At 75.6% G+C, this 23,917-nt stretch carries 12 protein-coding genes; 4 read left to right on the forward strand and 8 right to left on the reverse strand.

All coding sequences use genetic code 11. From position 1 onward, the window contains the following. Positions 1-14 precede the first annotated feature (14 nt). Positions 15-1,988 (reverse strand): lamin tail domain-containing protein, encoded by a 1,974-nt coding sequence (locus E4U92_RS32515; RefSeq protein WP_137304028.1) that lies wholly within the window; start codon positions 1,986-1,988, stop codon positions 15-17. Positions 1,989-2,200: 212 nt separating this feature from the next. Then, entirely contained in the window at positions 2,201-3,469 is a 1,269-nt protein-coding gene (locus E4U92_RS32520; protein ID WP_137304029.1) for a helix-turn-helix domain-containing protein, read from the reverse strand. 656 nt (positions 3,470-4,125) lie between these two features. Between E4U92_RS32520 and E4U92_RS32525 the strand changes: the two genes are divergently transcribed. Beyond that, complete coding sequence (locus E4U92_RS32525) at positions 4,126-4,863, forward strand: LuxR C-terminal-related transcriptional regulator (RefSeq protein WP_137304030.1); 738 nt, start codon at positions 4,126-4,128, stop codon at positions 4,861-4,863. A gap of 109 nt (positions 4,864-4,972) precedes the next feature. Here E4U92_RS32525 and E4U92_RS32530 read toward each other — a convergent pair whose 3' ends face one another. Together E4U92_RS32530 and E4U92_RS32535 are read right to left on the reverse strand one after the other, a co-directional pair. Continuing rightward, positions 4,973-5,491 (reverse strand): RNA polymerase sigma factor, encoded by a 519-nt coding sequence (locus E4U92_RS32530; protein WP_137304031.1) that lies wholly within the window; start codon positions 5,489-5,491, stop codon positions 4,973-4,975. Positions 5,492-5,507: 16 nt separating this feature from the next. Continuing rightward, positions 5,508-6,833 carry a phthiocerol/phthiodiolone dimycocerosyl transferase family protein gene (locus E4U92_RS32535; protein ID WP_137304032.1) on the reverse strand — a complete coding sequence of 442 codons (1,326 nt, stop codon included), beginning with the start codon at positions 6,831-6,833 and terminating at the stop codon, positions 5,508-5,510. 639 nt (positions 6,834-7,472) lie between these two features. Here E4U92_RS32535 and E4U92_RS32540 point away from each other — a divergent pair. Both E4U92_RS32540 and E4U92_RS32545 read left to right on the forward strand, forming a co-directional pair. Further along, complete coding sequence (locus E4U92_RS32540; protein ID WP_137304033.1) at positions 7,473-16,220, forward strand: non-ribosomal peptide synthetase; 8,748 nt, start codon at positions 7,473-7,475, stop codon at positions 16,218-16,220. Continuing rightward, positions 16,213-20,025 carry a type I polyketide synthase gene (locus E4U92_RS32545; protein WP_137304034.1) on the forward strand — a complete coding sequence of 1,271 codons (3,813 nt, stop codon included), beginning with the start codon at positions 16,213-16,215 and terminating at the stop codon, positions 20,023-20,025. Before E4U92_RS32540 ends, E4U92_RS32545 begins: the two co-directional genes overlap by 8 nt. A gap of 175 nt (positions 20,026-20,200) precedes the next feature. Here E4U92_RS32545 and E4U92_RS32550 read toward each other — a convergent pair whose 3' ends face one another. Then, the gene (locus E4U92_RS32550) at positions 20,201-20,623 is read right to left on the reverse strand and encodes a MarR family winged helix-turn-helix transcriptional regulator (RefSeq protein ID WP_137304035.1); all 423 of its coding nucleotides are present in this window, start codon (positions 20,621-20,623) and stop codon (positions 20,201-20,203) included. Between the two features lie 86 nt (positions 20,624-20,709). Here E4U92_RS32550 and E4U92_RS32555 point away from each other — a divergent pair, with 86 nt between their 5' ends. Next, positions 20,710-21,375, forward strand: a complete 666-nt coding sequence (locus E4U92_RS32555; protein WP_137304036.1) for an MBL fold metallo-hydrolase — start codon at positions 20,710-20,712, stop codon at positions 21,373-21,375. Here E4U92_RS32555 and E4U92_RS32560 read toward each other — a convergent pair. The 3 genes from E4U92_RS32560 to E4U92_RS32570 are packed head-to-tail and all read right to left on the reverse strand — an operon-like array spanning position 21,309 to position 23,865. Continuing rightward, the gene (locus E4U92_RS32560; protein WP_241681789.1) at positions 21,309-22,130 is read right to left on the reverse strand and encodes an enterobactin synthetase; all 822 of its coding nucleotides are present in this window, start codon (positions 22,128-22,130) and stop codon (positions 21,309-21,311) included. The genes E4U92_RS32555 and E4U92_RS32560 overlap by 67 nt on opposite strands. A 2-nt stretch (positions 22,131-22,132) precedes the next feature. Next, positions 22,133-23,617: a class I adenylate-forming enzyme family protein gene (locus E4U92_RS32565; protein ID WP_137304037.1), complete on the reverse strand. Its 1,485-nt coding sequence runs from the start codon at positions 23,615-23,617 to the stop codon at positions 22,133-22,135. Then, the gene (locus E4U92_RS32570) at positions 23,617-23,865 is read right to left on the reverse strand and encodes an acyl carrier protein (RefSeq protein WP_067238345.1); all 249 of its coding nucleotides are present in this window, start codon (positions 23,863-23,865) and stop codon (positions 23,617-23,619) included. Before E4U92_RS32570 ends, E4U92_RS32565 begins: the two co-directional genes overlap by 1 nt. Between the last annotated feature and the right edge of the window lie 52 nt (positions 23,866-23,917).

A 23,917-nucleotide genomic window follows, 5' to 3' on the forward strand; every position in this document is an offset into this window, starting at 1 on the left:
CTCGGTGCGTCGGGTCAGCAGGGGAAGGTGCCGCTGTACAGGGCGTGGCCGAAGGAGGAGGTGCCGGCGCCGAAGCCGTAGCTGCCGTCGTCGCTCCAGACCGCTTCCCGGGCGCCGTCGACGCAGGTGGAGACCGGTGCGAGCGCGAAACCCTCCAGGTTGTCGGTGGGCATGACGGCCGGGTTCGTGTAGGTGACGTCCGGGACGATCGCGCCGCCGGCGCCGACCTTCAGGAAGGTGTGCGTCTCACCGCAGGTGTTGTCGCAGGTGGCGACGAGGCGCTGGGTGCCGGCGTCGAACAGCACGTCCATCACCGAGCCCTCGCCGGTGGCGACCGTGCCGAGCGTCGTGTACGTGCCGTCGGAATTGAGGGCGTAGACGTGGAGCGTGCCGTCCCACTCCAGGCCGGCGAAGAACAGGCCCGAGCCGTGCAGCGGGTAGCGGGCCGGGTCGTAGGCGGAACCGGTAAGGGGGTCGGCCCAGCCGTTCGCGGTCAGCCAGCCGTCCGGCACGTAGCCCACGCCCTCGAAGCCGAGGTTGGCGTCGTCCTTGCTGCCCGTGTCGAGCTGCGGGAACTGGGCGGTCATGTCCCACTGGCGCAGGGGCGTGAGCGTCCCTCCGGTGGCCGCCGGGTCGAACTCCATGATCGTGTCCTTGGGCACGGTGTTGCTGGTGTTGTCGCGCTCGGAGGTGACGTAGAGGTGGCCGTTGCCGCCCACGGTCAGGCCCTCGGAGTCGGGCCGGCCGGTGCCGCCGGCGAAGCGGATCTGCTTGCCGGACGCGCTCCACGTGGCGTCCGGGACCCACGCGCCGTTGCTCTTGACCAGCTTGTACAGCCAGTTCTTGTTCTTCACGGCCCACAGCACCGACGGGTTCGCCGGGTCGAACGCGAGGCCGCTGAGGTCGCGGCCCTCGGGGCCGGTGGAGGTGGTGAACGCGCAGACGGTGTCCGCGATCCTGACGTCGGGACCGCCGGGCCAGGCCAGGGTGCCCGCGGGGGCGGAGCCCGTTCCCGAGGGTGCCTCCGGGGCGCAGCCGCTGGTGAGCGCGCCGCCACCGCCCAGCAGCCGGCCGGTCTGGCCCCCTGCGCCGCCCCCGCCGCTGCCCGAGCAGGAGTTGGAGCCGCCGAGTGTGGCGGTCGTCGCCGTGCGGAACCACCCGGTGCCGTCGGCGCACCGCTCGTCCGACGGCTTGGCGCCGCCGGTCGCCCAGGTCACCGAGTCGACGCTGGTCCCGTTGCCGTCGAGGAGGAAGAGCGAGTCGTCGTCGCCCAGGCCCGGAGCGGAGGTGAAGGTGACGTGTCCGCCCGCGGGGATGCTGGTCGCGCTCGGCGCGGAGGACGAGAGCGGCACCGGGGTGTGGCCGGTGTCGCCGTCGACGTACTTCCACGACCCGAGAGCGACCGCGCTCGTGCCGCCGTTGTACAGCTCCACGGTGTCGGCGCCGTCCGAGGTGACCTCGTTGATCCGCACCCGGCTCGACGCCGGGGGCGACGACGGGCAGCCGGGGGCGTCGGGGGCGCCGAAGGTGGTCGCCGCGGTGGTGGTCACCCACGCCCCGGTGCCGTCCCCGCCGCACCGCGCCATGGCCGGCTTCGCCGCGTCGGTGGCCCACTCGACGCGGTCGACCACCGTCCCGTCGGAGGTGTAGAGCACCAGTTTGTCCGAGTCGCCCAGCCCCTTGGGCGAGTCGAACGTGACGAAGCCGCCCGCCGGGACGGTGGGCGCGGACGGGGTGAAGCCCTGCGGTGCGAAGCTGTCGTCGGACGCCTTCCAGCCGCTGAGGCTCACCGCGGTGGAGCCGGCGTTGTAGAGCTCCACCGTGTCGTTGCCGGACGAGGTGACCTCGTTGATCCGGACGTTCTGGTAGCCGGCGGGGGCCGCTGCGGCCGCGGGCTGGGCCGCGGCCGTTCCGGTGAGCAGTGCGGAGAGCGTCAGGGCCGCGGCGCACGCGGTCGCGACACCGGCGCGCGGAGATGAGGTAGGCACGACGCCGAACTCTGATGACACGATCTGGAAACCGTGTGAACGCCGCCTGAACGGGCCCCGTTGGGCGCCGGAACGCCCGACGCGGGACGGGTCACGCCGTGTACAGGCGGGAGGGGGACCTCCCGGACGATCCGGCCGCGGTCCGGGCCGGCCCGTATGCCGAGCCCGCATTCACCCTCGAGCACCTCAGGCCCTGACGCGCACCGCGTCCCTCAACGCGCCGCGCGCGGTGCGCCGTCGGCGGCGTTCGCCCTGTGCGGGAGGCGCAGGTCCGCCAGGGTCTGCGCCAGGGCCTGCCAGACGTGGGCGGCCAGGTCCAGGTTGCGGGACTCCGCGGCCTGACGGCCCAGCCCCTGCAGGACGGCGATGCCCTCCTCGACCCGTCCGGACAGAATCGTGAGCCGGCCGTCGAGGACCGACAGCCGCACCCGGTCCCGGTACGGCAGCCGCAGGTCGTCCTCGGCCAGCAGCGCGGCGCTGATCGCGCGGGCCTCGTCCGGCCGGTCCCGGTGGAAGGCCAAGTGGGCCTGCAAGGCGCGCAGTTCCTGGGCCTGCACGGAGGTGCCGATCAGCTCCACCACGGACGCGGCCTCGGCCAGCCAGCACTCGGCGGCGCTCACCTCGGGCGGTGTCATCTCGAGGGCGGCCGCGGCGGCGGCGAGCCGCAACCGGGTCCACAGGGGCAGGTCGTCCGTGCTCCTGAGGAGCCGGAGGGCCGTGTCGAGTCTGGCCCGGGCCGCGGCGTGGTCGCCCTGGCGGCTGCACACCGTGGCGGCGGTCCACCAGCCCTCCGCCGCCTGCGCCGGCGCGGCCGCGGGCAGCAACTCCCGTTCGAGGTCGCCGGCGTGCCGTGCGGCCGCGTCGAGCCGGCCCAGCTCGGCCTCGATGTCGACCAGTGCCGTCAGGGCGGCCAGGGTGTCGGACACGGACAGGTCCTCCGAGCGCGCGAGCCGGAACGCCTCCGCGGCCGCCGGTTCTGCCGTGTGCATGTCACCCAGGGCCCGGGTGCAGCGGGCGTACGCCACCAGTGAGCGCACCCGCAGTTCGGGCACCTCCAGCGTCCCGCTCAGCTCCACGAGCCGGTCCAGGCGCTCGCGCTCCTCCGCGTAGTCGCCGGCGCACCCGGCGGCGCGGCTCAGCAGCCACAGGGCCTGCCAGCGGGCGGCGGGATCGTCCCCCGCGTCCTCGTCGACCACCCGGCCGAGGGCGCCGACGTCGCACGTGCCGCACGGCGCCGACAACGCGACCGCCACTTCGTACGCCAGGGGCCGCTGCGGCGGCGGTTCGGTCAGCACGGAGGCGTCGACCCCCAGCCGTTCGGCGAGGTACGCCGTCGCCCGCTCCGTGGGCCGGCGGTCCCCCGACTCGAGGCGCGACAGGTACCCGGTCGACATGCCCTCGCCGACCAGTCCTGCCTGGCTCAGCCCCCGCTCCAGCCGGAGCCGCTTGAGCCGGCGGCCGAAGTGCGGTTGCTCGAGCATCTCCCCACCTTCGCTCCCATGACGCGCCATGACCTCCGTTCTGACGACACACCCACGGCCCGTTCGACCGGAGACCTGAAGTTGTCAACACTTTACGAAGCCCGGGAAAGGGGTCGCAAGGTGAATAGTGATCGTCAAGTCCCCAGTTCACGACGCGTGTTGCGTTACCGGAGACGACTTCCGGCCCGCTCGAGAGTGGCTCAATCCGCGCTTGATAAAGGCGAGTTGACACGTTGCCAAGGTCACCTGGCAAACCCTTGCCAAGGGGGTTGCCGCACTTTAGCCTCGAAGGCACCGCCCTGACGCGACTCCCCCATTTCGTCTCATGGAGGTTTCCGTGCCCCACCCTGCCTGCCGGGGGCCGAGCCCGTTCTGCGAACCGAGCGGCGCACCCCGATGGCCTTGACAACGTTATCCGGCCTACGGCCGAGCCCTGCTCGGTGCATCCGTTCCCCGCGTACGGCGGCCCCGGGCCCGCCGTACGCGCCCGCGCTGCCCTGACCCCTGACGGCATGACAGCCGGCGGCCGCCGATCCGGCGGCACGCCCGTGGACCGGACCGCCGCCGGCACCCCGGCACCGACACACCAGTCCGGTCCGTACCCCCACCACCCACCACCCACCACCCCCCATGCGCACCAAAAGGACGGTACGTCCGTGGCGACCACGAGTTTCCCCGACGCCTCGCCCCGCAAGCACCACCGGAAGGCCCGGCCGGCTCCCCCCGCGCTCCCCGCCCCCCTCGGCAACACCCCACGTCCCCCTTCCGCCTCCAGAGCCGTCTGCACGGTCCGCTCCTTTCCCGACAACCTCGTCATCACGGCCGCGGAACCGGAGTTCGCCCGGCCGTTCGGCCTCAGCAGCGGCGAGATATGCGGTTACGGGCTCCTCGACCTCCTGCACTCGGCCGTGCCCGACCGCCTCCGGGAGCAATTCGTCGCCCTCGCCTCGGGCCGTCAGCCCCGGTTCACCGAGCGGGTCACCGGAAAGGACAGCGCCGGGGCCCTCTTCCACGCGGACATGACCGCCATCGCCGTGCGAGGGCTCGCGGGCGGGACCTCCGGCGCCGTCGTCCTCCTGCACCTCCCGGCACCCGCAGCGGCCGTCCCCGCGGCGACGCCACCGGTCACCCGGTCGGCGGTCGCGCACGCCGGACCGCTCCTGAGCGCCCTCGACGCGCAGGTGCTGGAGGGCGTGGCGCGCGGCGAGTCGACGGTGCAGCTCGCCTCGCGCCTCTACCTCAGCCGCCAGGGCATCGAGTACCGCATCGGTCAGATGCTGCGCCGGTTCGACACCCCCAACCGGCCCGCGCTGGTCTCCCGCGCGCACGCGCTGGGCATGTTCGCCGCCGGTCAGTGGCCGCCGCGCGTCCTGCCGGAGCACGTCAAGCCGTAGCGGCGGGCGACCGCAGCAGGCGGTGTCCGTCGAGGGCCGTGACCGTCGGGGACGACGGTCACGGCCCCAAGGGGTGTCTCGTCGTACGCCCGCAGCACGGCCGTCTGCCTCAGGCGGCCGACGGCTGCCACGCCTCCTGGAAGCGGCGGCGGGCGCGGAAGAGGCGGGAGCGGACGGTGCCCACGGGCAGTGCGAGCACCTCCGCCATCTCCTCCTCGTTGAGGCCGTAGGCGCGCAGGGTCAGCACCTGCCGGTGCGGCCGCGAGAGACGGTCGAGCACGTCGGTGATGTGCACGGCGTCCAGGGGGTTGGCCTGGTGCTGCGACTCGACCTCGGAGCAGGTCTGTTCCTCGCCGAAGCGCCGGGCGGTGCGCACGGCCTCGCGGACCGTCACCGCGCGCACCCACCCGTAGAAGGCGACCGGTTCGCGCAGGGTGCCCAGCCCGCGGTAGATGGCGAGCAGGGCCTCCTGGGTGGCGTCGGCGGCGTCGTCGCGGGTGATGGAGCGGCAGATGCGGCTGACGTAGGGCGTGATGTGGTTCAGCAGGTGGTTCATCGCCTGCTCGTCGCCCGCCTGGGCGCGCGGCACCAGTGTGAGCGGCGACGGGAGTTCGGTGACGGTGGACATGTCGGAGCAGCACTCCTTACGGCAACCGGGAGGCGTGGGCGGGGGCGGCCTGGGACGCGAAGGCGAGGAGGCCGTCGAGCACCTCGTCGCGGAAGGCCCGCATGAAGGACGGGGTGAAGCAGGCGGTGTAGTGCGGGAACTCGATGGACAGGCGGCCCTCGAAGGAGACCACGCACGCCATGACGGGGCTGCGCCCGGCCTGCGGGAAGTAGTTCTCGCGGCCCGGTACCAGGCGGACGTCGACGGCGCTCAGGCCGTCGGGCAGGCGGGGCCCGGGCACGACGCCCATGTTGGTGACGATCACCGTGGCGAGCTGGAGGGCGGGGTTGCGGGGGATCTCCGGGGTGATGCGCATCTCGTGGAAGTGGCCGCCCCCGGCGATGAAGTCGGTGAGCCGTGCGTGGACGGTGCGCGCCAGGCCCAGCGGGTCGGGCGTCCCGGACACCTCCAGGGTCTGCAGGTGCGTGGTGACCGCCGGCACCAGCACGGCCGGCTCCAGCGGCGGCGACAGCCGGGAGCGCAGGTCGACGGGTGACAGACAGCCCAGGGTGCGCGGGCCGTCGCCCCCGAGCCGCCGGCGGGCGGTGGTGAGCAGGGCGGCGGCGACGAGTGCGTGCACGGACACGCCCGCCTGCCGGGCCCGCTCGCGCAGGCGCGCGGTCCGGTCGGCGTCCAGGGTCAGCCGGCGCACCTCGATGTGTCCCTCGCCGGTGCCCTCCCCCGGCGCGCCGGCCGGCGTCACGTCGTAGCGGACCAGGTCGACCGGGTTCTCCTTGGCGTGCGCGGTGCGCGCGTCCAGGTAGGCGGCGGTGTCGGCCTCGTCGGCGGGCGGCAGCAGCGCGCTCACGGGTTGCGGCCAGTCCGGGGTGTCCGGCAGGTCCGCACCGGGGTCCCCGGGACGCGGGCGTTCGCCGGTGACGAGGGCGCGGTAGTGGTCCCACAGGGTGTTGTGGAGGGCGATGCTGCTGTGGCCGTCGGTCACGGTGTGGTCCACCAGCAGGACGAACAGGTGCTCCTCGCCGTCCGGTGCGCTGACCAGGACCGCGTGCGACAGCGGCCCGCCGACCCGCAGGGGCCGGTTCAGCTCCGTGGCGTACGCCTCGTCCAGGTCTCCGGTGCGCGTCTGCAGCCGGGGCCGCTCGGACTCGTCCAGCAGCGCCAGGGCGGGGCCGGCGCCGTCCGTGACGATGCGGGAGCGCAGGGTCGGGTGGGCCTGCGTCACGGCGTGGAACGCGGCGGCCAGCGCCTCGACGTCGACGTGGCCGCGCAGGGTGCAGGACAGCACGGCCCTGCTGCGCTGGCCCACGTAGAGCGTCTCGACCGGACACAGCGGACGGTGCATGACAGCAGCCCTTCTCGATGTTCGACGGGGTGGCCCTGGGCGCGGCCGGCCTGTCGCCGGCAGCGCGGTCCGGGGGTGTCCCGTCGATCGGGCCGGATCAGGGAGCGGCGCCCGGTGCCGTGCATCGCAAGGCGGTGGAGGGCGGCGATGCGGAGCATCGGCAACCGACGACGACGCGGCAAGGCGCGTGCCGGACGCCGCGAGCCCGGCCTGATCGACGAGACACCCCCGAGGGCGTCGGGATTCGCGTCCGAGAGTGCACCGCGCGCCGCCGCGGATTCCAGCCGGGAGGCCGCCGGAACGCCGAGTCGCGTGATTTCCCTAGAAGTTCGTGCCGTATGCACACTCCCCCGTCCGGCGTTCTTTGGGGAATTCCCTGAATTGCCGCGCGGGGGCCGGTGCCGCCTTGACCGGCCGGAGCGCGAAGACGCACCGTGATGTGCCGTAGAACCGGGGCCGGGACGACGGGTGTTCACCGGGTTCCCGGCGTGCGACCTCCCTTTCCGCTTCGTGGACCGGTCCGGCGCGCAGTCACACGCGAGGGCGGCACGGGGCGGTGGCCGCACCGCTGCTGTCCGGTCCGATCCGGTCGTGCCGTCGCCGGCCGGGACATTTCGGTTGCCACGTGAGGGTTGTGCTATGTCACTCCAGCAGGACGAGCGGCGTCCGCTGTCCGGGGCCCAGGAGGGCCTCTGGTACGCCGGGCGGCTCGCGTCGGACAGCGCCGCGTACAACACCGGCGAGGCGGTGGAGATCCACGGGCCGCTCGACCCGGGCCTGTTCGAGACCGCGCTGCGCCGCACGGTCGCCGAGGCGGACACCTTCGCGCTGCGGTTCGTCGACACCGAGGACGGGCCGCGCTGCCACCGCGCCGCCGACCCGGACGACTGGCCCCTGCACCACGTCGACGTCCGCGACGCCGACGACCCCCAGGAGGCCGCCTGGGACTGGATCCGCGCCGACCTGGCCACCCCGGTCGACCTGGAGAAGGGCCCGCTGTTCTCGCACGCCCTGCTGGCGCTGGCGCCCGACCGGTACATCTGGCTGCTGAGGGCCCACCACATCCTGCTCGACGGCTACAGCTACAAGCTGCTGGGCCGGCGGCTGGCCGAGGTGTACAACGCGCTCGCCGCCGGGCGCGAACCGGACCCCTCCGGGTTCGCGCCGGCGGGCCGGCTCCAGGAGGAGGAGGCCGCCTACCGCGCGGGCGACCGCCACACCCGTGACCGCGCCCACTGGGCCGATCGCCTGGCCGGGCTGCCCGAACCGCCGCGCCTGACCTCCCGTACGGCCGCCCCGGCCGCTCCCTTCCTGCGCCGCACCGCCGAGCTGACCCCGGCCGAGGTGGCCGCCCTGGACGCGGCGGCCGCGCGCCTGGGCGTCGCCCGGGCCGACCTGCTGGCCACGGCCACCGCCCTGTACCTGCACCGCATGACCGGCGCCGAGGACCTGGTGCTGGGCCTGGCCACGATGAGCCGGCTCGGCAGCGCCGCGCTGCGCACCCCGGGCACGGCCTCCGACGTACTGCCGCTGCGGGTGCGCGCCACCCCGGGGACGCCGCTCGAGGAGATCGCGCGGGGCGTCGCCGAGGAGCTGCGGGCGCTGCGCCGCCACCAGGCGTACCGGGGCGAGTACCTGCGCCGCGACCTCGGGCTGCTGGGCACCGGGCGCCGGCTGTACGGGCCGGTGCTGAACATCGTCCCCTTCGACGAGTCGCCCGTGTTCGACGGCCACCCCACCACCTGGCACCACCTGTCCGGCGGCGCCGTGGACGACCTGCAGATCTCGGTACGGCCCGGCGCCGACGCCGGGGGACTGTGGCTGGCGTTCGACGCCAACCCCGCCCTGTACGAGGAGGACGAACTCGCCCTGCACCGCGAGCGGTTCCTCACGGTCCTGCGCCGGCTGGCGGAGGCCGGACCGACGACCGCGCCGGCCGAGCTGGACCTCCTGCTGCCGGGCGAGCACCCGCGCGACACGCCCGTGCGCACCCATCCGGTGGAGCGCACCCTGACCGAGCTGTTCGAGGAGCAGGCGGCCGCCGTCCCCGGGCGGACCGCCGTCACCTGCGACGGCACCGGGCTGACGTACGCGGAACTCAACGCCGAGGCCAACCGGCTGGCCCGGCTGCTGACCGAGCGCGGCGCCGGTCCCGGCCGGGTGGTGGCGCTGGCGCTGGAGCGGGGGGCGCGGCTGCTGCCCGCGCTGCTCGCCGTCCTCAAGACCGGCGCCGCCTACCTCCCCCTGGACCCCGGCCACCCGGCTGAGCGGCTGCGCCTGGTCGTCGAGGACGCCGCGCCCGTCTCCCTGGTCACCGAGCGCGCCCACGCCCACCTGGGCGGGGCGTCGGTGCCCACCGTGCTGCTCGACGACCCGCGGGTCACCGCGGACCTCGCCGCACGTCCCGCCGGCGACCTGACCGACGCCGACCGGCGGGGGCCGACGAGCCCCGCCGACACCGCGTACATCATCCACACCTCGGGCTCCACCGGCCGGCCCAAGGGCGTCCCGGTGCCGCACGCCAACGTGGTGCGCCTGTTCGCGGCCGCCGCCGAGCACTTCGCCTTCGGCCCGGACGACGTGTGGACGCTGTTCCACTCCTACGCGTTCGACTTCTCGGTGTGGGAGATGTGGGGCGCGCTGCTGCACGGCGGGCGTCTCGTCGTCGTCCCCTACGCCGTCAGCCGCTCCCCGCGTGACTTCCTGGACCTGCTGCACCGCGAGGGCGTCACCGTCCTCAGCCAGACGCCGTCCGCCTTCGAGCAGCTGGCCGACGCCGACCTCGAACGCGGCGGGGACAGCGGGGCGTTGCGTTACGTCGTCTTCGGCGGTGAGGCCCTGCGCCCGGCGCGGCTGCGGCCCTGGGCCGACCGGCACGGCCTGGACCGCCCCGAGCTGGTGAACATGTACGGCATCACCGAGACCACCGTGCACGTCACCCACCACCGCCTGACCCGGGCCGACCTGGACGACCCGCGGCGCGGCAGCGTCATCGGCCGGCCCCTGTCCGACCTGCGCGTCCACCTCCTGGACGGCGAGGGACGGCCCGTGCCGCCCGGCGCGAGCGGCGAGATGTACGTCTCCGGCGCCGGGGTCGCGGCCGGGTACCTGCACCGGCCCGAGCTGACCGCCGAGCGGTTCCTCGACGACCCGTTCGGGCCGCCCGGCACCCGGATGTACCGCTCCGGCGACCTGGCGCGGCGCCGGCCCGACGGCACCCTCGACTACCTGGGCCGTGCCGACGCCCAGGTGCAGATCCGCGGCTTCCGCGTGGAGCCGGGCGAGATCGAGGCCGTTCTCGCCGCCCACCCGCGGGTGGCCCGGGCCGCCGTCGTCGCCCGCCGCGCCGACAACGGCGCCCAGCACCTCGTCGCCTACTTCGTCACCGCCGGCGACATGCCCGCCGACCCGGCCGAGCTGCGCGCCCACGCCGCCGCCCGCCTGCCCGAGCACATGGTCCCGGCTGCCTGTGTCGCCGTGGACGCCCTGCCGCTGACCGCCAACGGCAAGCTCGACGTACGGGCCCTGCCCGCACCGGACTTCACCGCCGCCGCCTCCGGCACCCGCCCCGTGACCCCGCAACAGGCCCTGGTGTGCGCCCTGTTCGAGGACGTGCTGAAGCTGCCCCGCGACAGCGTCGGCGTCGACGTCAACTTCTTCGACCTGGGCGGCGACTCGCTGCTCGCCACCCGTCTGCTGGCCCGGCTGCGGCACGACACCGGCGCGGAGATCCCCATCACCGCCCTGTTCGAGACCCCCACCCCGGCCGCGCTCGCGGCCCGGCTCGCCGCCGACTCGGCCGACCCCTCCGACGCGCTGCCCCGGCCCGCCCTCGGGGCCGCCGCCCGTCCGGAGCGGGTGCCGCTGTCGTACGCGCAGGAGCGCATGTGGTTCCTGCACCGGCTCGGCGACCGGGCCGCCACCTACAACATCCCGCTCGTGGTGACCGCGCCCGCCGCCCTCGACGCCGACGCGCTGGAGGCCGCCCTCGGTGACCTGGCCGACCGCCACGAGAGCCTGCGCACCGTGGTCGCCGAGCACGACGGCACCCCCTACCAGCGCGTCCTGCCGCCCGGCGCGCTGCGCCCACGGCTGCACCGGGTCGACTGCCCGGCCGCGGAGAGCGCCGCCCACGTCGACGCCGCCCTGCGCCACCGCTTCGACCTGGGCGCGGAGAGCCCCCTGGCCGCCTGGCTGCTGGGCCCGGCCGACGCGCGCACGCTGGTGCTCCTGCTGCACCACAGCGCCGCCGACGGCTGGTCGCTGCGGCCCTTCGCCGAGGACCTGGGCGCGGCCTACGCGGCGCGCCGCGGCGGCCGCGCCCCCGCGTGGCCGCCGCTGGAGGTGCAGTACGCCGACTACGCCCTGTGGCAGCGCGCCCTGCTGGCGCCGGAGCCCGACGGCACGGGCCGGCTGGAGCGGCTGACCGCGCACTGGCGCACGGCCCTGGCGGGGCTGCCCGAGGAGTGCGGCCTGCCCGGTGACCGGCCGCGCCCCGAGACGCCGCGCGGCACCGGCGCCCACCTGGAGACGGTCGTGGACGCCGCCCTGCACCGCGACCTGCTGGCCCTGGCCGACCGCGAGGGCGCGAGCCTGTTCATGGTCCTGCACGCCGCCCTCAGCGCCCTGCTCACCCGCTGCGGCGCCGGTGAGGACGTCGTCCTGGGCACCCCGGTGGCCGGCCGCACCGAGCCCGCCCTCGACCCGCTGATCGGGCTCATCACCAACACGCTGGTGCTGCGTGCCGACACCTCCGGCGACCCGGCCTTCCGCGACCTGCTGGCCCGGCTGCGCTCCGCGGACCTGGCCGCCCTGGACCACCAGGACCTGCCGTTCGACCGGCTCGTCGACGAGCTCAACCCGCCCCGCCACCCCGGCCGGCACCCCGTGTTCCAGGTGATGCTGGCCCTGCAGAACAACGACCCGGCCGTCCTCGAACTGGACGGGCACCGCGCCCGGTTGCGGCCGACCGCCACCGGCACCGCCAAGTTCGACCTCTTCGTCGACGTCCTGGAACGGCACACCCCCGAGGGCGCTCCCGACGGCCTGACCCTGCACGTCGAGTACGCCACCGACCTCTACGACGCCTCCACCGCCGAGGCGTTCGCCCGCGCCCTGCACGAGGTCCTGCGCGCGGTGAGCGCCGATCCCGCCGTGCGCGTCGGGCAGTTGCCCGCCGTTCCCGAGCGCACGCCGGTCCCGGCCGGCCCCCCCGCCGGGGAGCTGGAGGCGGCCGCGCTGTCCGTGCCGGGCATCCGCGCCGCCCGCGCCCTGACCGGCACCGACGGCCGCGCGCCGCACCTGTACGTGGTGCCGGGGCGGGCCGACGCGGCGGAACGTGTCGAGGAGGTCCTGGACCGGGCGGGTCACACCGCCGTCCGGGTGACCGCCGTCAACGCCCTGCCCCACGACGAGGAGGGACTCCTCGACACGGCCGCGCTGACCGCCCTGCCCGCCGTCGACCGCACCGCGGCCGCCGCCTGGCGCGAGCGCCTGGCCCGGGTCCCCGGGGTGACCCACGCCGAGGTGACCGTCGAGGACACCCCGGAGGAGCTGGGCCGCCGCCACGCCGGACCCGCCGACCGCGCCCCGGGCACCGCCGGCGCCGAGCCCGTCTCGGCCGCCAGCCCGGCGTCCGCCGTACCGGCGCTCAGCGAGGGCCCGGCGCTCGTCGAACCGTCGGTCCCCGGCTGGGCACAGGCCCTGCGCCGCGCCGCCGAGCGGGGGAAGGGCGACATCGTCCACGTGCACGCCGACGGCAGTGAGCACCGGCGCAGCTACGCCTCCCTCATCCCCGAGGCGTCCCGGGTGCTGGCCGGACTGCGCCGGGCCGGACTGCGCCCCGGCGACCAGGTGATCCTCCAGTGCGACGCCACCGAGGACTTCCTGGCCGTGCTGTGGGGCTGCATCCTCGGCGGATTCGTCGCCGTCCCGCTGACCGTCCCCGCCTCCTACGACACGCCGTCGGCGGCGCTGACGAAGCTGGAGGGCATCTGGCGGATGCTGGGCCGGCCCTGGGTCGTGTGCTCCGCCGACCGCGAGAGCGGCCTGCGGGGCCTGGCCGCCCGCCGGAACTGGCCCGGCCTGCGCCTGGCCACGGCCGACGAGCTGCGCGAGGCACCGGAGGACCACGACTGGTACGAGGCCCGGCCCGACGACCTCATCCTGATGCTGATGACGTCCGGCAGCACCGGTCTGCCCAAGGCCGTGCGGCTCACCCACCGCAACGTGCTCACCCGCTCGGCCGCCACCGAGCAGATGAACGGGCTCGACGCCTCGGACGTCTCCCTGAACTGGATCCCGCTCGACCACGTCACCGGCGTGGTGATGTTCCACCTGCGGGACGTGTACCTCGGCTGCCGCCAGATCCACGCGCCCACCTCCTGGGTCCTGCAGGACCCGCTGCGCTGGATGGACCTCGCCGACCGGCACCGGGTCAGCGTCACGTGGGCGCCGAACTTCGCGTTCGGCCTCCTCGCCGAGCAGGCCGACCGGTTCGCCGGCCGCACCTGGGACCTGTCGCCGATGCGGCTGGTGATGAACGCCGGTGAGGTCGTCGTCGCCGCCGCGGCCCGCCGCTTCCTGCACGTCCTGGAGCCGTTCGGCCTGCCGCAGGACGTGATGCACCCCGGCTGGGGCATGTCCGAGACCTGCTCGGTGGTCACCGACGTCTCCCTGGCCCCCCACCCCGTGCCCGGCGAGGGGACGTTCGTGAGCTGCGGACTGCCGTACCCCGGGTTCGCGATGCGCGTCGTCGACGACTCGGGCACGGTGCTCGCCGAGGGCGACGCCGGCCGCCTGCAGGTCCGCGGCACCTCCGTGACCGGCGGCTACCACGACAACCCCGGTGCGAACGCGGAGGCGTTCACCGAGGACGGCTGGTTCGACACCGGCGACCTGGCGTTCCTGCGCGGCGGTGAGCTGTACATCACCGGGCGCGCCAAGGACGTCATCATCGTCAACGGCGTCAACCACTACAGCCACGAGATCGAGGCGTGCGTCGAGGAACTGCCGCACGTGGTGCGCAGCTTCACCGCCGCCGTCGCCGTGCGCTCCGACCCCTCGGCGCCCACCGACGAACTCGCCCTGTTCCTCCACCTCTCCCCCCAGGCCGCGGCCGGGGACACCGCCGCCGCCCTGCGGGAGATCGCCGGCAAGGTGACCCGTGAGATCGGCGTCAGCCCCGCCTTCCTCGTGCCGGTCGCGCAGGACGCCGTCCCCAAGACGGAGATCGGCAAGATCCAGCGCACCAAGCTGCGCAAGAGCTTCGAGGCCGGCGCGTTCGACGAGCAGGTGCGCGCGACCCAGGTGCTCCTCGGCACCGCCGCGACCGTGCCCGACTGGTTCCTGCGGCCGGTCTGGGAGCGCGCACGGCGCCACGCCCCGCGCGAGGCCGCGCCCGGCCGGCACACCCTCGTCCTCGCGGGCGACGACGCCCGCTCCCTGCGGATCGCCGAGCGGATCGCCGGCACCCTGCGCGCCACGGGCGAGCGCTGCACCATCGCCTCCGACGGCCCGTCCTACGCCCGCCTCGACGCCGCCCGCTACCGGGTCCGGCCCGGCGAACAGAGCGACTTCGCCGCTCTGCTGGACCGGTTGGAGCGCGACCAGCGGCCGGTCGACGCCGTGATCCACCTCGGTGGCCTGCGCGACCGGGACACCCCGTCGGCCGCCCCGTACGACGAGCCCGGCACGCTGTCCCTGCTCGCCCTCGCCCGCACGCTCGTCTCCCGCACCGGACGGCAGGACCCCGTCGACCTGGTGTACGCCACCGCGGGCGCCCAGGCGGTGCGCGCCGAGGACCGGCCCGACCCCGGGCACGCCATGGCGGGCGCCCTGCTCAAGTCGCTGACGGAGGAGCTGGGTCGGCTGCGCGGCACGCACGTCGACCTGCCGGCCGACGCCGGTGAGGACGCGGCGGAGCTGCTGCTCGCCGAGGCGCGCGTCGCCCCCGACGCCGCCGAGGTGGCGTACCGCGACGGCCACCGCCACGTGCGCCGCCTCGCCCCGCTGCCGGACACCCCGCCGCGCCCCCGGCCGGCCGCCGCCGAGGGCTTCACCCTGGTCACCGGTGGTCTCGGCGGCGTCGGCGGCGAGGTCGCCGCGCACCTGCTGGGCACGCCCGGCACCCGGCTGCTGCTCCTGGGCCGCACCCCGGAGGACGCCCTGGACGCCCCGGACGACTCCACGGAGGGAGTGCGGCGCGGGGAGGTGCTGCGGCGGCTGCGCGAGCTGGGCGAGGTCCGCTACGCCCGCGCCGACGTCACCGACGAGTCCCAGGTGCGCGCCGCGGTGGACGCGGCCGCCGAGGCGTGGGGAGTGCCCCTGACCTCGGTGCTGCACCTGGCCGGGACGCTCGTCGAACGCCCGGTGGGCGAGCTGGACGAGGCCGCGTGGCGGCAGGCGGTCGCGGCGAAGGCGGGCGGCGCGTGGACGCTGCACCGGCTGACCGCCGACCACCCCGTCTCCTCCTTCGTCACGTTCTCCTCCGTCAACGGCTTCTTCGGCGGGGCGATGAACGCCGCCTACGCCGCGGCCAACGCCGCGCTGGACGCCCTCGCCCTGCACCGGCGGAGCCTCGGGCTGCCCGCGCAGTCCCTGGCCTGGAGCATGTGGCGCGAGCGGGGCGTCAGCCGCGGCTACCGGCTCGCCGCGCTCACCGAGGCCCGCGGCTACCGGCTGCTGGACGGCCCGGCCGCGCTGCGCTCCTTCGACCTGGCGCGCTCGCTGGACGTCCCGCACCTGCTGATCGGCGCCGACCGCACCGCCCCCTGGGTGCGCAGCCACGTGACGGCTCCGGTACGGCCGGTGCGGCGCCCGGCCGCCCGCGTCGGCCTGGCGGACGGCGCCGACCTGGGCGCCCTGTACCGCGCGGCGGCGGACGCCGCCCGGGCGGCGGGCCTGGCGGACGACTGGGTGCTGCGCTCGGCGGGCACCACCGGCGACCGCTCCGGACAGCCCGGCCCGGGTGAGGACGCCCGCCGGCTGGAGGGCCGGCTCGCCGAGGTGTGGTGCACGGTGCTGGGCCGCGACCGGGTGGGCCTGGACGAGAACTTCTTCGACCTGGGCGGCAACTCGCTGCTGCTGGTCACCGCGCAGTCCGCCGTCAACAGCGCCTTCGACGCCGACGTGTCGGTGGTCGACCTGTTCGCCCACCCCACCGTCCGCGCCCTGGCCCGCCACCTGGCGGCCACCGCCCGGCCCGCCGCCGCCCGGCCGTCACCGGGGCCGGACGGTCCCGGCGCCCGGGCGGACGACCCGGCCGGGCACCGGTCCGCCGGTCCCGCGCCCAGCGGGCTGGACCGCGCCAAGGAACAAGCACAACGGCAACGAGCGGCCCGCGCCCGCCGCACCGCACGCCACGGAAAGGACCGCGGCCATGCATGACACCCCCGCAGCGCACGCCGAGGCGGCCGAGGAGGAGGTCCCCGCCGTCGCCGTCATCGGCATGGCGGGCCGCTTCCCCGGCGCCGACGACCTGGACGCCTTCTGGGACAACCTGGCCGCCGGCCGGGAGTCGGTGCGCCCCGTCGGCGACGAGGAGTTCCTCGCCGCCGGCGGCAGCCCCGGCGACCTGGACGACCCCTCCCTGGTGCGCGTGGTCTCCACCGTGGAGGGCATCGACCGCTTCGACTCCGGCTTCTTCGGCTACAGCCCCGCCGAGGCCGCCGTCGTCGACCCGCAGCAGCGGCTGCTGCTGGAGACCGCCTACCACGCGCTGGAGGACGCCGGCTGCCTGGGCGAGGGGCGTGACACCGGGGCGTTCGGGGTGTACGCGGGCAGCGGCGACAGCCGCTACTACCCGGCCCACGTATACCCGCGCTTCGCCGGACAGCCCGGCTCGGTGGCCCTGGTGCACGCGGCCACCGCCAACTCCCTGGGCACGCTCGCCACCCGCGTCTCCTACGAACTGGGCCTGACCGGGCCGAGCGTGTCGCTGCAGACGGCCTGCTCCACCGCGCTGGTCGCCGTGCACACCGCCTGCCAGGACCTGCTGGACTACCGGTGCGACACCGCGCTGGCGGCGGCCGTCTCCCTCAACCCGTCGGCCGCGCTGGGCTACCGGCACGTGCCCGACGGGCCGTTCTCCCCCGACGGCCACTGCCGCGCCTTCGCCGCCGACGCCGCGGGCACCTCCTCCGGCGACGGCGTGGGGGCCGTCGTCCTGAAGCGCCTGGAGGACGCCCTCGCCGACGGCGACCGCATCCGCGCGGTCATCCGCGGCAGCGCCGTGAACAACGACGGGCGCCGCAAGGTCGGTTTCAGCGCGCCGAGCGCGGCCGGGCAGACCGAGGTCATCCTCGCGGCGCAGGCGCAGGCGATGGTCGACGCGGGCACCATCGGGCTGGTCGAGGCGCACGGCACCGCGACCAAGCTGGGCGACCCCATCGAAGTGGCGGCGCTCACCGAGGCGTTCCGGCACAGCACCGACGCCCGCGGCTTCTGCGCCCTGGGCTCGGTGAAGACCAACATCGGCCACCTGGGGGCGGCCGCCGGCATCGCCGGGCTCATCAAGGCCGTGCTGGCCCTGGAGCACCGGCAGATCCCGCCGAGCCTGCACTTCGACCGGCCGAACCCGCTGATCGACTTCGCGTCGGGCCCGTTCCGGGTGCCGACCGCCCTGGAGGACTGGCCGGAGGGCGACCATCCGCGCCGGGCCGCCGTCTCCGCGTTCGGCATCGGCGGCACCAACGCCCACGTGATCCTGGAGGAGGCCCCGGCCACCGCCCCGGCCGCGCCGCGCCCGCCCGAGGACGGCCGGCGCCTGGTGCTGCCCCTGTCCGCCCGCACCGCCGGTGCCCTGCGCGGCCAGGCCGACGCCCTCGCCCGGCACCTGGAACGCCGTCCCGGCCTGCGTCTGGACGACGTCGCACACAGCCTGCGCACCGAACGGCCCGCCCTGCGCCACCGCCTGACCGTCACCGCCTCCTCCCCCGAGGAGGCCGTCGACGCCCTGCGCTGCGCCGCGCCGGTCACCCCGCCCGTGGGCGACGACCCGGCCCGGGTGGCGTTCCTGCTGCCGGGCGGCGGCACCCAGTACCCCGGGATGGGCGCGGAGCTGTACCGCGAGAACGCCGTGTACCGGGACACCGTCGACGAGTGCGCGCGCATCCTGCGGCCCGTCCTCGGCGGCGACCTGCGCGCCACGCTCGTCGAGCGCGGCCCGGGCGACGACACGGACGCCTTCCTCGGTCTGGTGGTCACCGAGTACGCGCTGGCCCGCACCCTGATGGAGGCGGGCGTCCGCCCGGACGCCCTCATCGGCCACTCGCTCGGCGAGTACACGGCTGCCTGCCTGGCCGGGGTGATCGACCTCGAGGAGATGCTGCCGCTGGTCACCGAGCGCATCCGGCTGATCAGCTCGGCGGGCGGCGCCACCACCGGGGTCGCCGCCCCCGTGGAGGACGTCCTGCCGCTGCTCGACGAGCAGTTGTCGTTGACGGCGGTCAACGGCCCCACCGCGTGCACCGTCGCCGGGCACCTGGACGCCGTCACCCGCTTCGAGGCCGAACTCACCCGCCGCAACGTCCCGTTCCGCCGGCTGCGGATCCCCGTGGCCGCCCACTCCCACGTTCTGGACCCGGTCCTGCCCGTCTTCGAGCAGCACCTGCGCCGGGTGACCCTGCGCCCGCCGCGCATCCCCTACGTCACCAACGTCACCGGCGACTGGATCACCGACGACCGGGCCACCTCCGTGCAGCACTGGCTGGACCACACCCGGCACACCGTGCGGTTCGCCGACGGCATCGCCGCGCTGTACGACCGCCTGCGGCCGGTGCTGGTGGAGATCGGCCCCGGCGACACCCTCACCAAGCTGGCCGGCAACCGGCTCGCCGACCGGGCGCCGGTCACGGTGACCACCATGCGGCACGCCAAGGCCGAGGCCGCCGACGGGTTCCTGCTCGCCGAGGCCCTCGGCCGGCTGTGGAGCGCGGGCGTCGACGCCGCCCTGCCCCCGGCGCCGGACACCGCCCGGCGCGTGCCGCTGCCGCCGTACGCCTTCGAACGCCACCGGCACTGGATCGACGCGCCCGGCGCCCGCACGGACACCACCGCGGACGAAGGACCCGAGCAGGCCGCGGCGGGCGACGGCCTCGCACCGCGACCCCGCCTGACGACGCGTCACGTCCCGCCGAGCACCGACCGCGAGGAGGCGGTCACCCGGCTGTGGGAGGAGATCCTCGGCATCGGCGGCATCGGCGTGCACGACAACTTCTTCGACCTGGGCGGCGACTCCATGCGCGCCGTGCTCCTGGCGGGACGGCTGCGCCAGGCGGGCGTCCTGGACGTGCCCGCCGCGAAAGTGCTGGCCGCGCCCACCGTCGCCGGGCTCCTCGCCGAGGAGCCGGAGGGCACCCCGTCCGACGGCGCGCCGGCCACCGCGCTGGGCCCGCTGCTGCCGCTGCGCGCGGAGGGCACCGCCCTCCCGCTGTTCTGCCTGCACCCCGGGGCGGGTGTGTCCTGGCGCTACACCGGCCTGCTCCCCCACCTCGGCGGCGACCAGCCCGTCTACGGCGTGCAGGCGCTCGGTCTGGACGGCACCCGGCCGCCCGCGCCGGACGCCGCCGCGATGGTCGAGGCGTACCTCGACGTGGTGCGCCGGGTGCAGCCGCACGGCCCGTACCGGCTCCTCGGCTGGTCCTACGGCGGGTTCGTGGCCCACGCGATGGCCTGCGCGCTGCAGGAGGCCGGGGAGCGGGTGGAACTGCTGGCGATGCTCGACGCGCCCCAGCCGCACGGGTCCGCCCACGACCCGGAGACGGCCGAGCGCCAGGTCGCGGCCCTGCTGTCCCGGGTGGCCGGCCTGCCGGTCGCACCGGGGGCCGGGGCGGCGGACGTGGAGCGCGTGCTGGACGCCATCGAGGCCGACGCGCAGAGTGCGCCGATCACCCGGGCCGAGGGCGCCGCGATCGCCACGGTCATGCGCAACAACCTGCGCATCGCACCCCAGTTCGCGCCCGGCCGCTTCCGCGGGGACGTGCTGTTCTTCAGCGCGGCCGAGGAGCCGGCCACGGGGTCCGCCGGGGACCTCGCCGTCCAGCCGGGCAAGGCCGACGCCTGGCGCCCGTACGTCGACGGCACCCTGCACGACCACCGAGTCCCCTGCGGGCACTACGAGATGACCGAGCCGGAGCCGATCGCCCGGATCGGCGAGACGGTCGCCAAGGCGCTGCGCGCGCTCGGCGACTGACCTCGGGGCGGCCGGGAGCCCGGCAGGCACACCGCACGCGCCGCCGTGGGCCGACGGGGCCCCGGCGGCCGCCCGCCCGAGCACAGCCCGCCGGCCCGGCCGCCCGCCCGGCCACGAGGGACCCGCGCCCCGGTGTCACCGCCCGGGTGCGGGGCCTTCCGGTTCCCGGCCGTGCTCAGCGCTCGTTCAGGCGCCCGGCCAGCCGGGCGATCAGCGGGACGCACCGGCGCAGGTGCTCCTGCTCCCGGGGGCTGAGGGTGTCCTCGACGGCGGCGGTGAGCCGGTCGGCCCGCCGGGCGCGCTCGCCGCTCAGCCGCTCGCGTCCGGTGCCGGTGATGTGCAGCAGCAGCTTGCGGCCGTCGGAGGGGTGCGGTTCGGCGCGCACCAGCCCGGCGCGCTGCAGGTCCTTGACGGTCTTGGCGGCCGACTGGTGCGTCACGCCGCGGAGCTGGGCGAGGTCGGCGGTCGTGTACGGCCCGCCGCGGTCGAGGTGGCCCAGGACGGCCGCCTCCCCCGCGGGCATCGTGTCGACGGTGCGCGCGGCACGCACCAGTTCCCCGACGGCGCGCCGCAGGTCCTCGGCGAGGGTGTCGTCCATGAGGCTCATCCTACCGACCTCCCCACAGCCTTGTTGTACAGTTCAGTTGTACAACTTGATTGCACAGTTCGAGGGAGGAGCCCGCCATGCGGCTCATCAAGCACGGTCACGCCTGCGTCGGCGTAGAGAAGGACGGCCGGCGCCTGGTCCTCGACCCGGGCGGGCTGACCGACCCGCGGGTGCTCGACGGGGCGGACGCGGTCCTGGTCACCCACGAGCACTTCGACCACTTCTCCGAGGAGCACCTGCGCCGGGCCGCGGAGGCGAACCCCGGCCTGCGGATCTGGACCGACACGTCCGTGGCGGGCCGGCTCGAAGGGCTGGGCGGGCGGGTGACGGCGGTCGGCCACGGCGAGGCGTTCGAGGCCGCCGGCTTCGGCGTCGAGGTGCACGGCACCTGGCACGAGCTCCTCCACCCGGACATCCCGCGGGTGGGCAACGTCGGCTTCCTCGTCGACGGCACGCTCTTCCACCCCGGCGACGCCCTGACCGTCCCGGAGACCCGGGTGGACACCCTGCTGCTGCCGGTCCACGGCCCCTGGTCCACCACCGGCCGACTGATCGACTACGTCCGCGAGGTCGCGCCCCGACACGCCTACGCCATCCACGACGGCGCCCTCAACGACACCGGTCTCGCCATGGTCGGCGGTCTCCTCGGCGCGGGCGGCCCCGGCACCGGCGCCCCCTACGACCGCCTCGCCGTCGGCGCGGGCGTCGACCTGCCGTCGGTGTCGGCCCAGGCCGGCGCGTAGCTGAATACGCCCGCGCCGACCGGCAGCACCCGCACCCGGACACCGTACGGCTGCCCGGCACACGCACCGCCGCGCGGACGGCTGCGCGGTCCGATGCGCAGCGCGTCGCCGCAGGGCTCGGCCCGCAGGTCGCGCAGCGTCCGCACCGGCGCGGCCCCCACCCGACCCGGTGCGAGGTGCAGCGCCTTCCAGGCGGCCTCCTTGGCGGAGAACAGGGCCGTCAGCGACCAGGGTTCGCCCCGCGCACCCGCTGCGGTGCCGAGCAGCGGCTCCTCGTCCGGGCCGAGCACCAGCCGGGCCGCGTCGCGGGGCAGGGGCCGCAGTTCCAGGTCGCAGCCGAGCGGGGCGTCGTCGCCCGGTGCGCGGGCCACGGCGACGGCGACCCCGGCGCTGTGCGAGATCGACGCCGCCCGGCCGGGCGCGAACACCGGCAGCCGGCCCGCGCGGGGGACATCGCCGCAGTCCACGCCCACCGCGCGCAGGGCCCGGCGGGCGGCCTCGCGCCCGGCGAGGAACTCGCGGCGGCGGCCCGGTGCCATGGCCGCCGCCGCGGACGCCTCCGCTGGGCCGGCCGGGCCGAGCCCGGGCTCGCCGGTGTGCGCGAGGCCGAGGCCGAGCCCGGCGGCGGCCAGGCGGGGACGCAGCCGCCCGAGCGCGGTGACGGCCACCGGCGCCGGGGGCGTCCCCTCGTCCCCGGCGGTCCGCGCGTCCGGGCCCGTCCCCGCGGAGCCGCCAGCGAGGTCCGCTCCCCTCACCCTCAGACCCGCAGCAGCTTCTTGATGATCTTCCCGGCGGGGTTGCGGGGCACCTGCTCGATGAACTCCACGCTGCGCGGGCGCTTGTACGGCGCGAGCAACCGGGCGACGTGGCCCAGCAGTTCCGCCGCGCTCGCGTCCGCGTCCGGCTCCAGGGCGACGTAGGCCAGCGGCACCTCGCCGTAGTCCTCGTCGGGCGTGCCGACGACCGCCGCGTCGTGGACCGCCGGGTGGGTCATCAGGGCGCGCTCGATCTCCGAGGGGTACACGTTCTGGCCGGCGCGGATGATGACGTCCTTGGTCCGGTCGACCAGGCTGATGCGGCCGGCGTCGTCGACGAAGCCCAGGTCGCCCGTCCTCGTCCAGCCGTCGAGGGTGATCTCGCGGGTGGCCTCGGGGTCGTTCCAGTAGCCCTGCATGACGCCGGGCCCGCGCACCACGATCTCGCCGATCTCGCCGCGCGGCACCTCCCGTCCCTCCCGGTCGACGGCGCGCGCCGACATGCCCGGCACGACCCGTCCGCACGGGATGCGCGCGGTGACGTCGCCCGGGGCGGGGTGCTCGTCGGGGCCGAGGGTGACGAACGGGCCGCCGACCTCGGTCATGCCGTACACCTGGCGGAAGCCGCAGCCCAGCCGCTCCACCGCCTCCGCGTACACGTCGAGCGGCATCGGCGCGGCGCCGTAGAGGACCTCCCGCAGGGAGCTGAAGTCGGTGCGCCGCGCGGACTTGGCCTGGAGCATGAACCGCAGCATCTGCGGCACCATCCACATGTGCGTGGCCCGGTGGCGCTCCACCGCGGTCAGCGCCCGCTGCGGGGTGAAGCCGGGCATCAGCACGACGGTGGCGCCGGCCGCCATGTACGTGAGCGAGACGACCATGCTGCCGTGGTACAGCGGGCAGCAGTTGACCATGACGATGTCGTCGGTGGGCCGGGCCATGACCAGCCAGCCCAGCGCGATCGCCCGGAAGGACGCGCCGTCGACGGTGACGCCCTTGGCCTGACCGGTGGTCGCCGAGGTGTGCAGCACGGCGATCGGGTCCGTGTCGGCGACCACGGGCAGGTCCCGCTCGGGCGCCAGGCTGCCCAGGCTCGCGAAGACGGGCTTGTCCAGCGCCAGCCGGACCCGCACCGACTCCGGCAGCCGGGGGTGGCGGTCCAGCAGCTCCGCCTCGCCGAGCACGGCCGCCGCGCCGACGCGCTCGACGATGCCCAGGACCTCGGGCTCGGCCAGGCTGTGGTTCAGCGGCACGAACAGCGCGCCGAGGCGGGCGAGGGCGAAGTAGCTCTCCAGGACCTCGATGCGGTCCTTGGACAGAACGGCGACCCGCTCACCGCGCTCGATGCCCAGCTCCGCGAGACCGCGGGCGAGTTCCACGGTCCGGTCGTGGAACTCGGCCCACGTGACGCTGCGTTGCTCGTCGACGAGCGCGATCCGGTCGGGCCAGCACTGCCGGTTGCGCTCCAGCAGCTGGGTCAGCCACATCACGCACCGCCGGCGGCGCCTGCGACGGAGCGCTCGGCGACGAACCGCTCGTAGTCGGCGATCGTGTGCAGCTCCTCCATGTCCTCGGCGGTGATCTCCACGCCGAGCCGCTGCTCCACGAGCAGCACCAGGCGCACCAGGTCGCCGGAGTCGATGCCGCTGGCGGCGAGGTCGACGTCGTCGCCGACCTGGTCCGCGTACTCGGCGGTGCCGGTCAGTTCGACCAGCAACTCCCTGATGGTGCTCATGGTTTCCCCTTTCGCCGCGGCACGCCGGCCGCCGTGCGGGCCTGGACTGTCA

Origin of the sequence: Streptomyces galbus, assembly GCF_005280195.1 — a bacterium.
Lineage (GTDB): Bacteria > Actinomycetota > Actinomycetes > Streptomycetales > Streptomycetaceae > Streptomyces > Streptomyces galbus.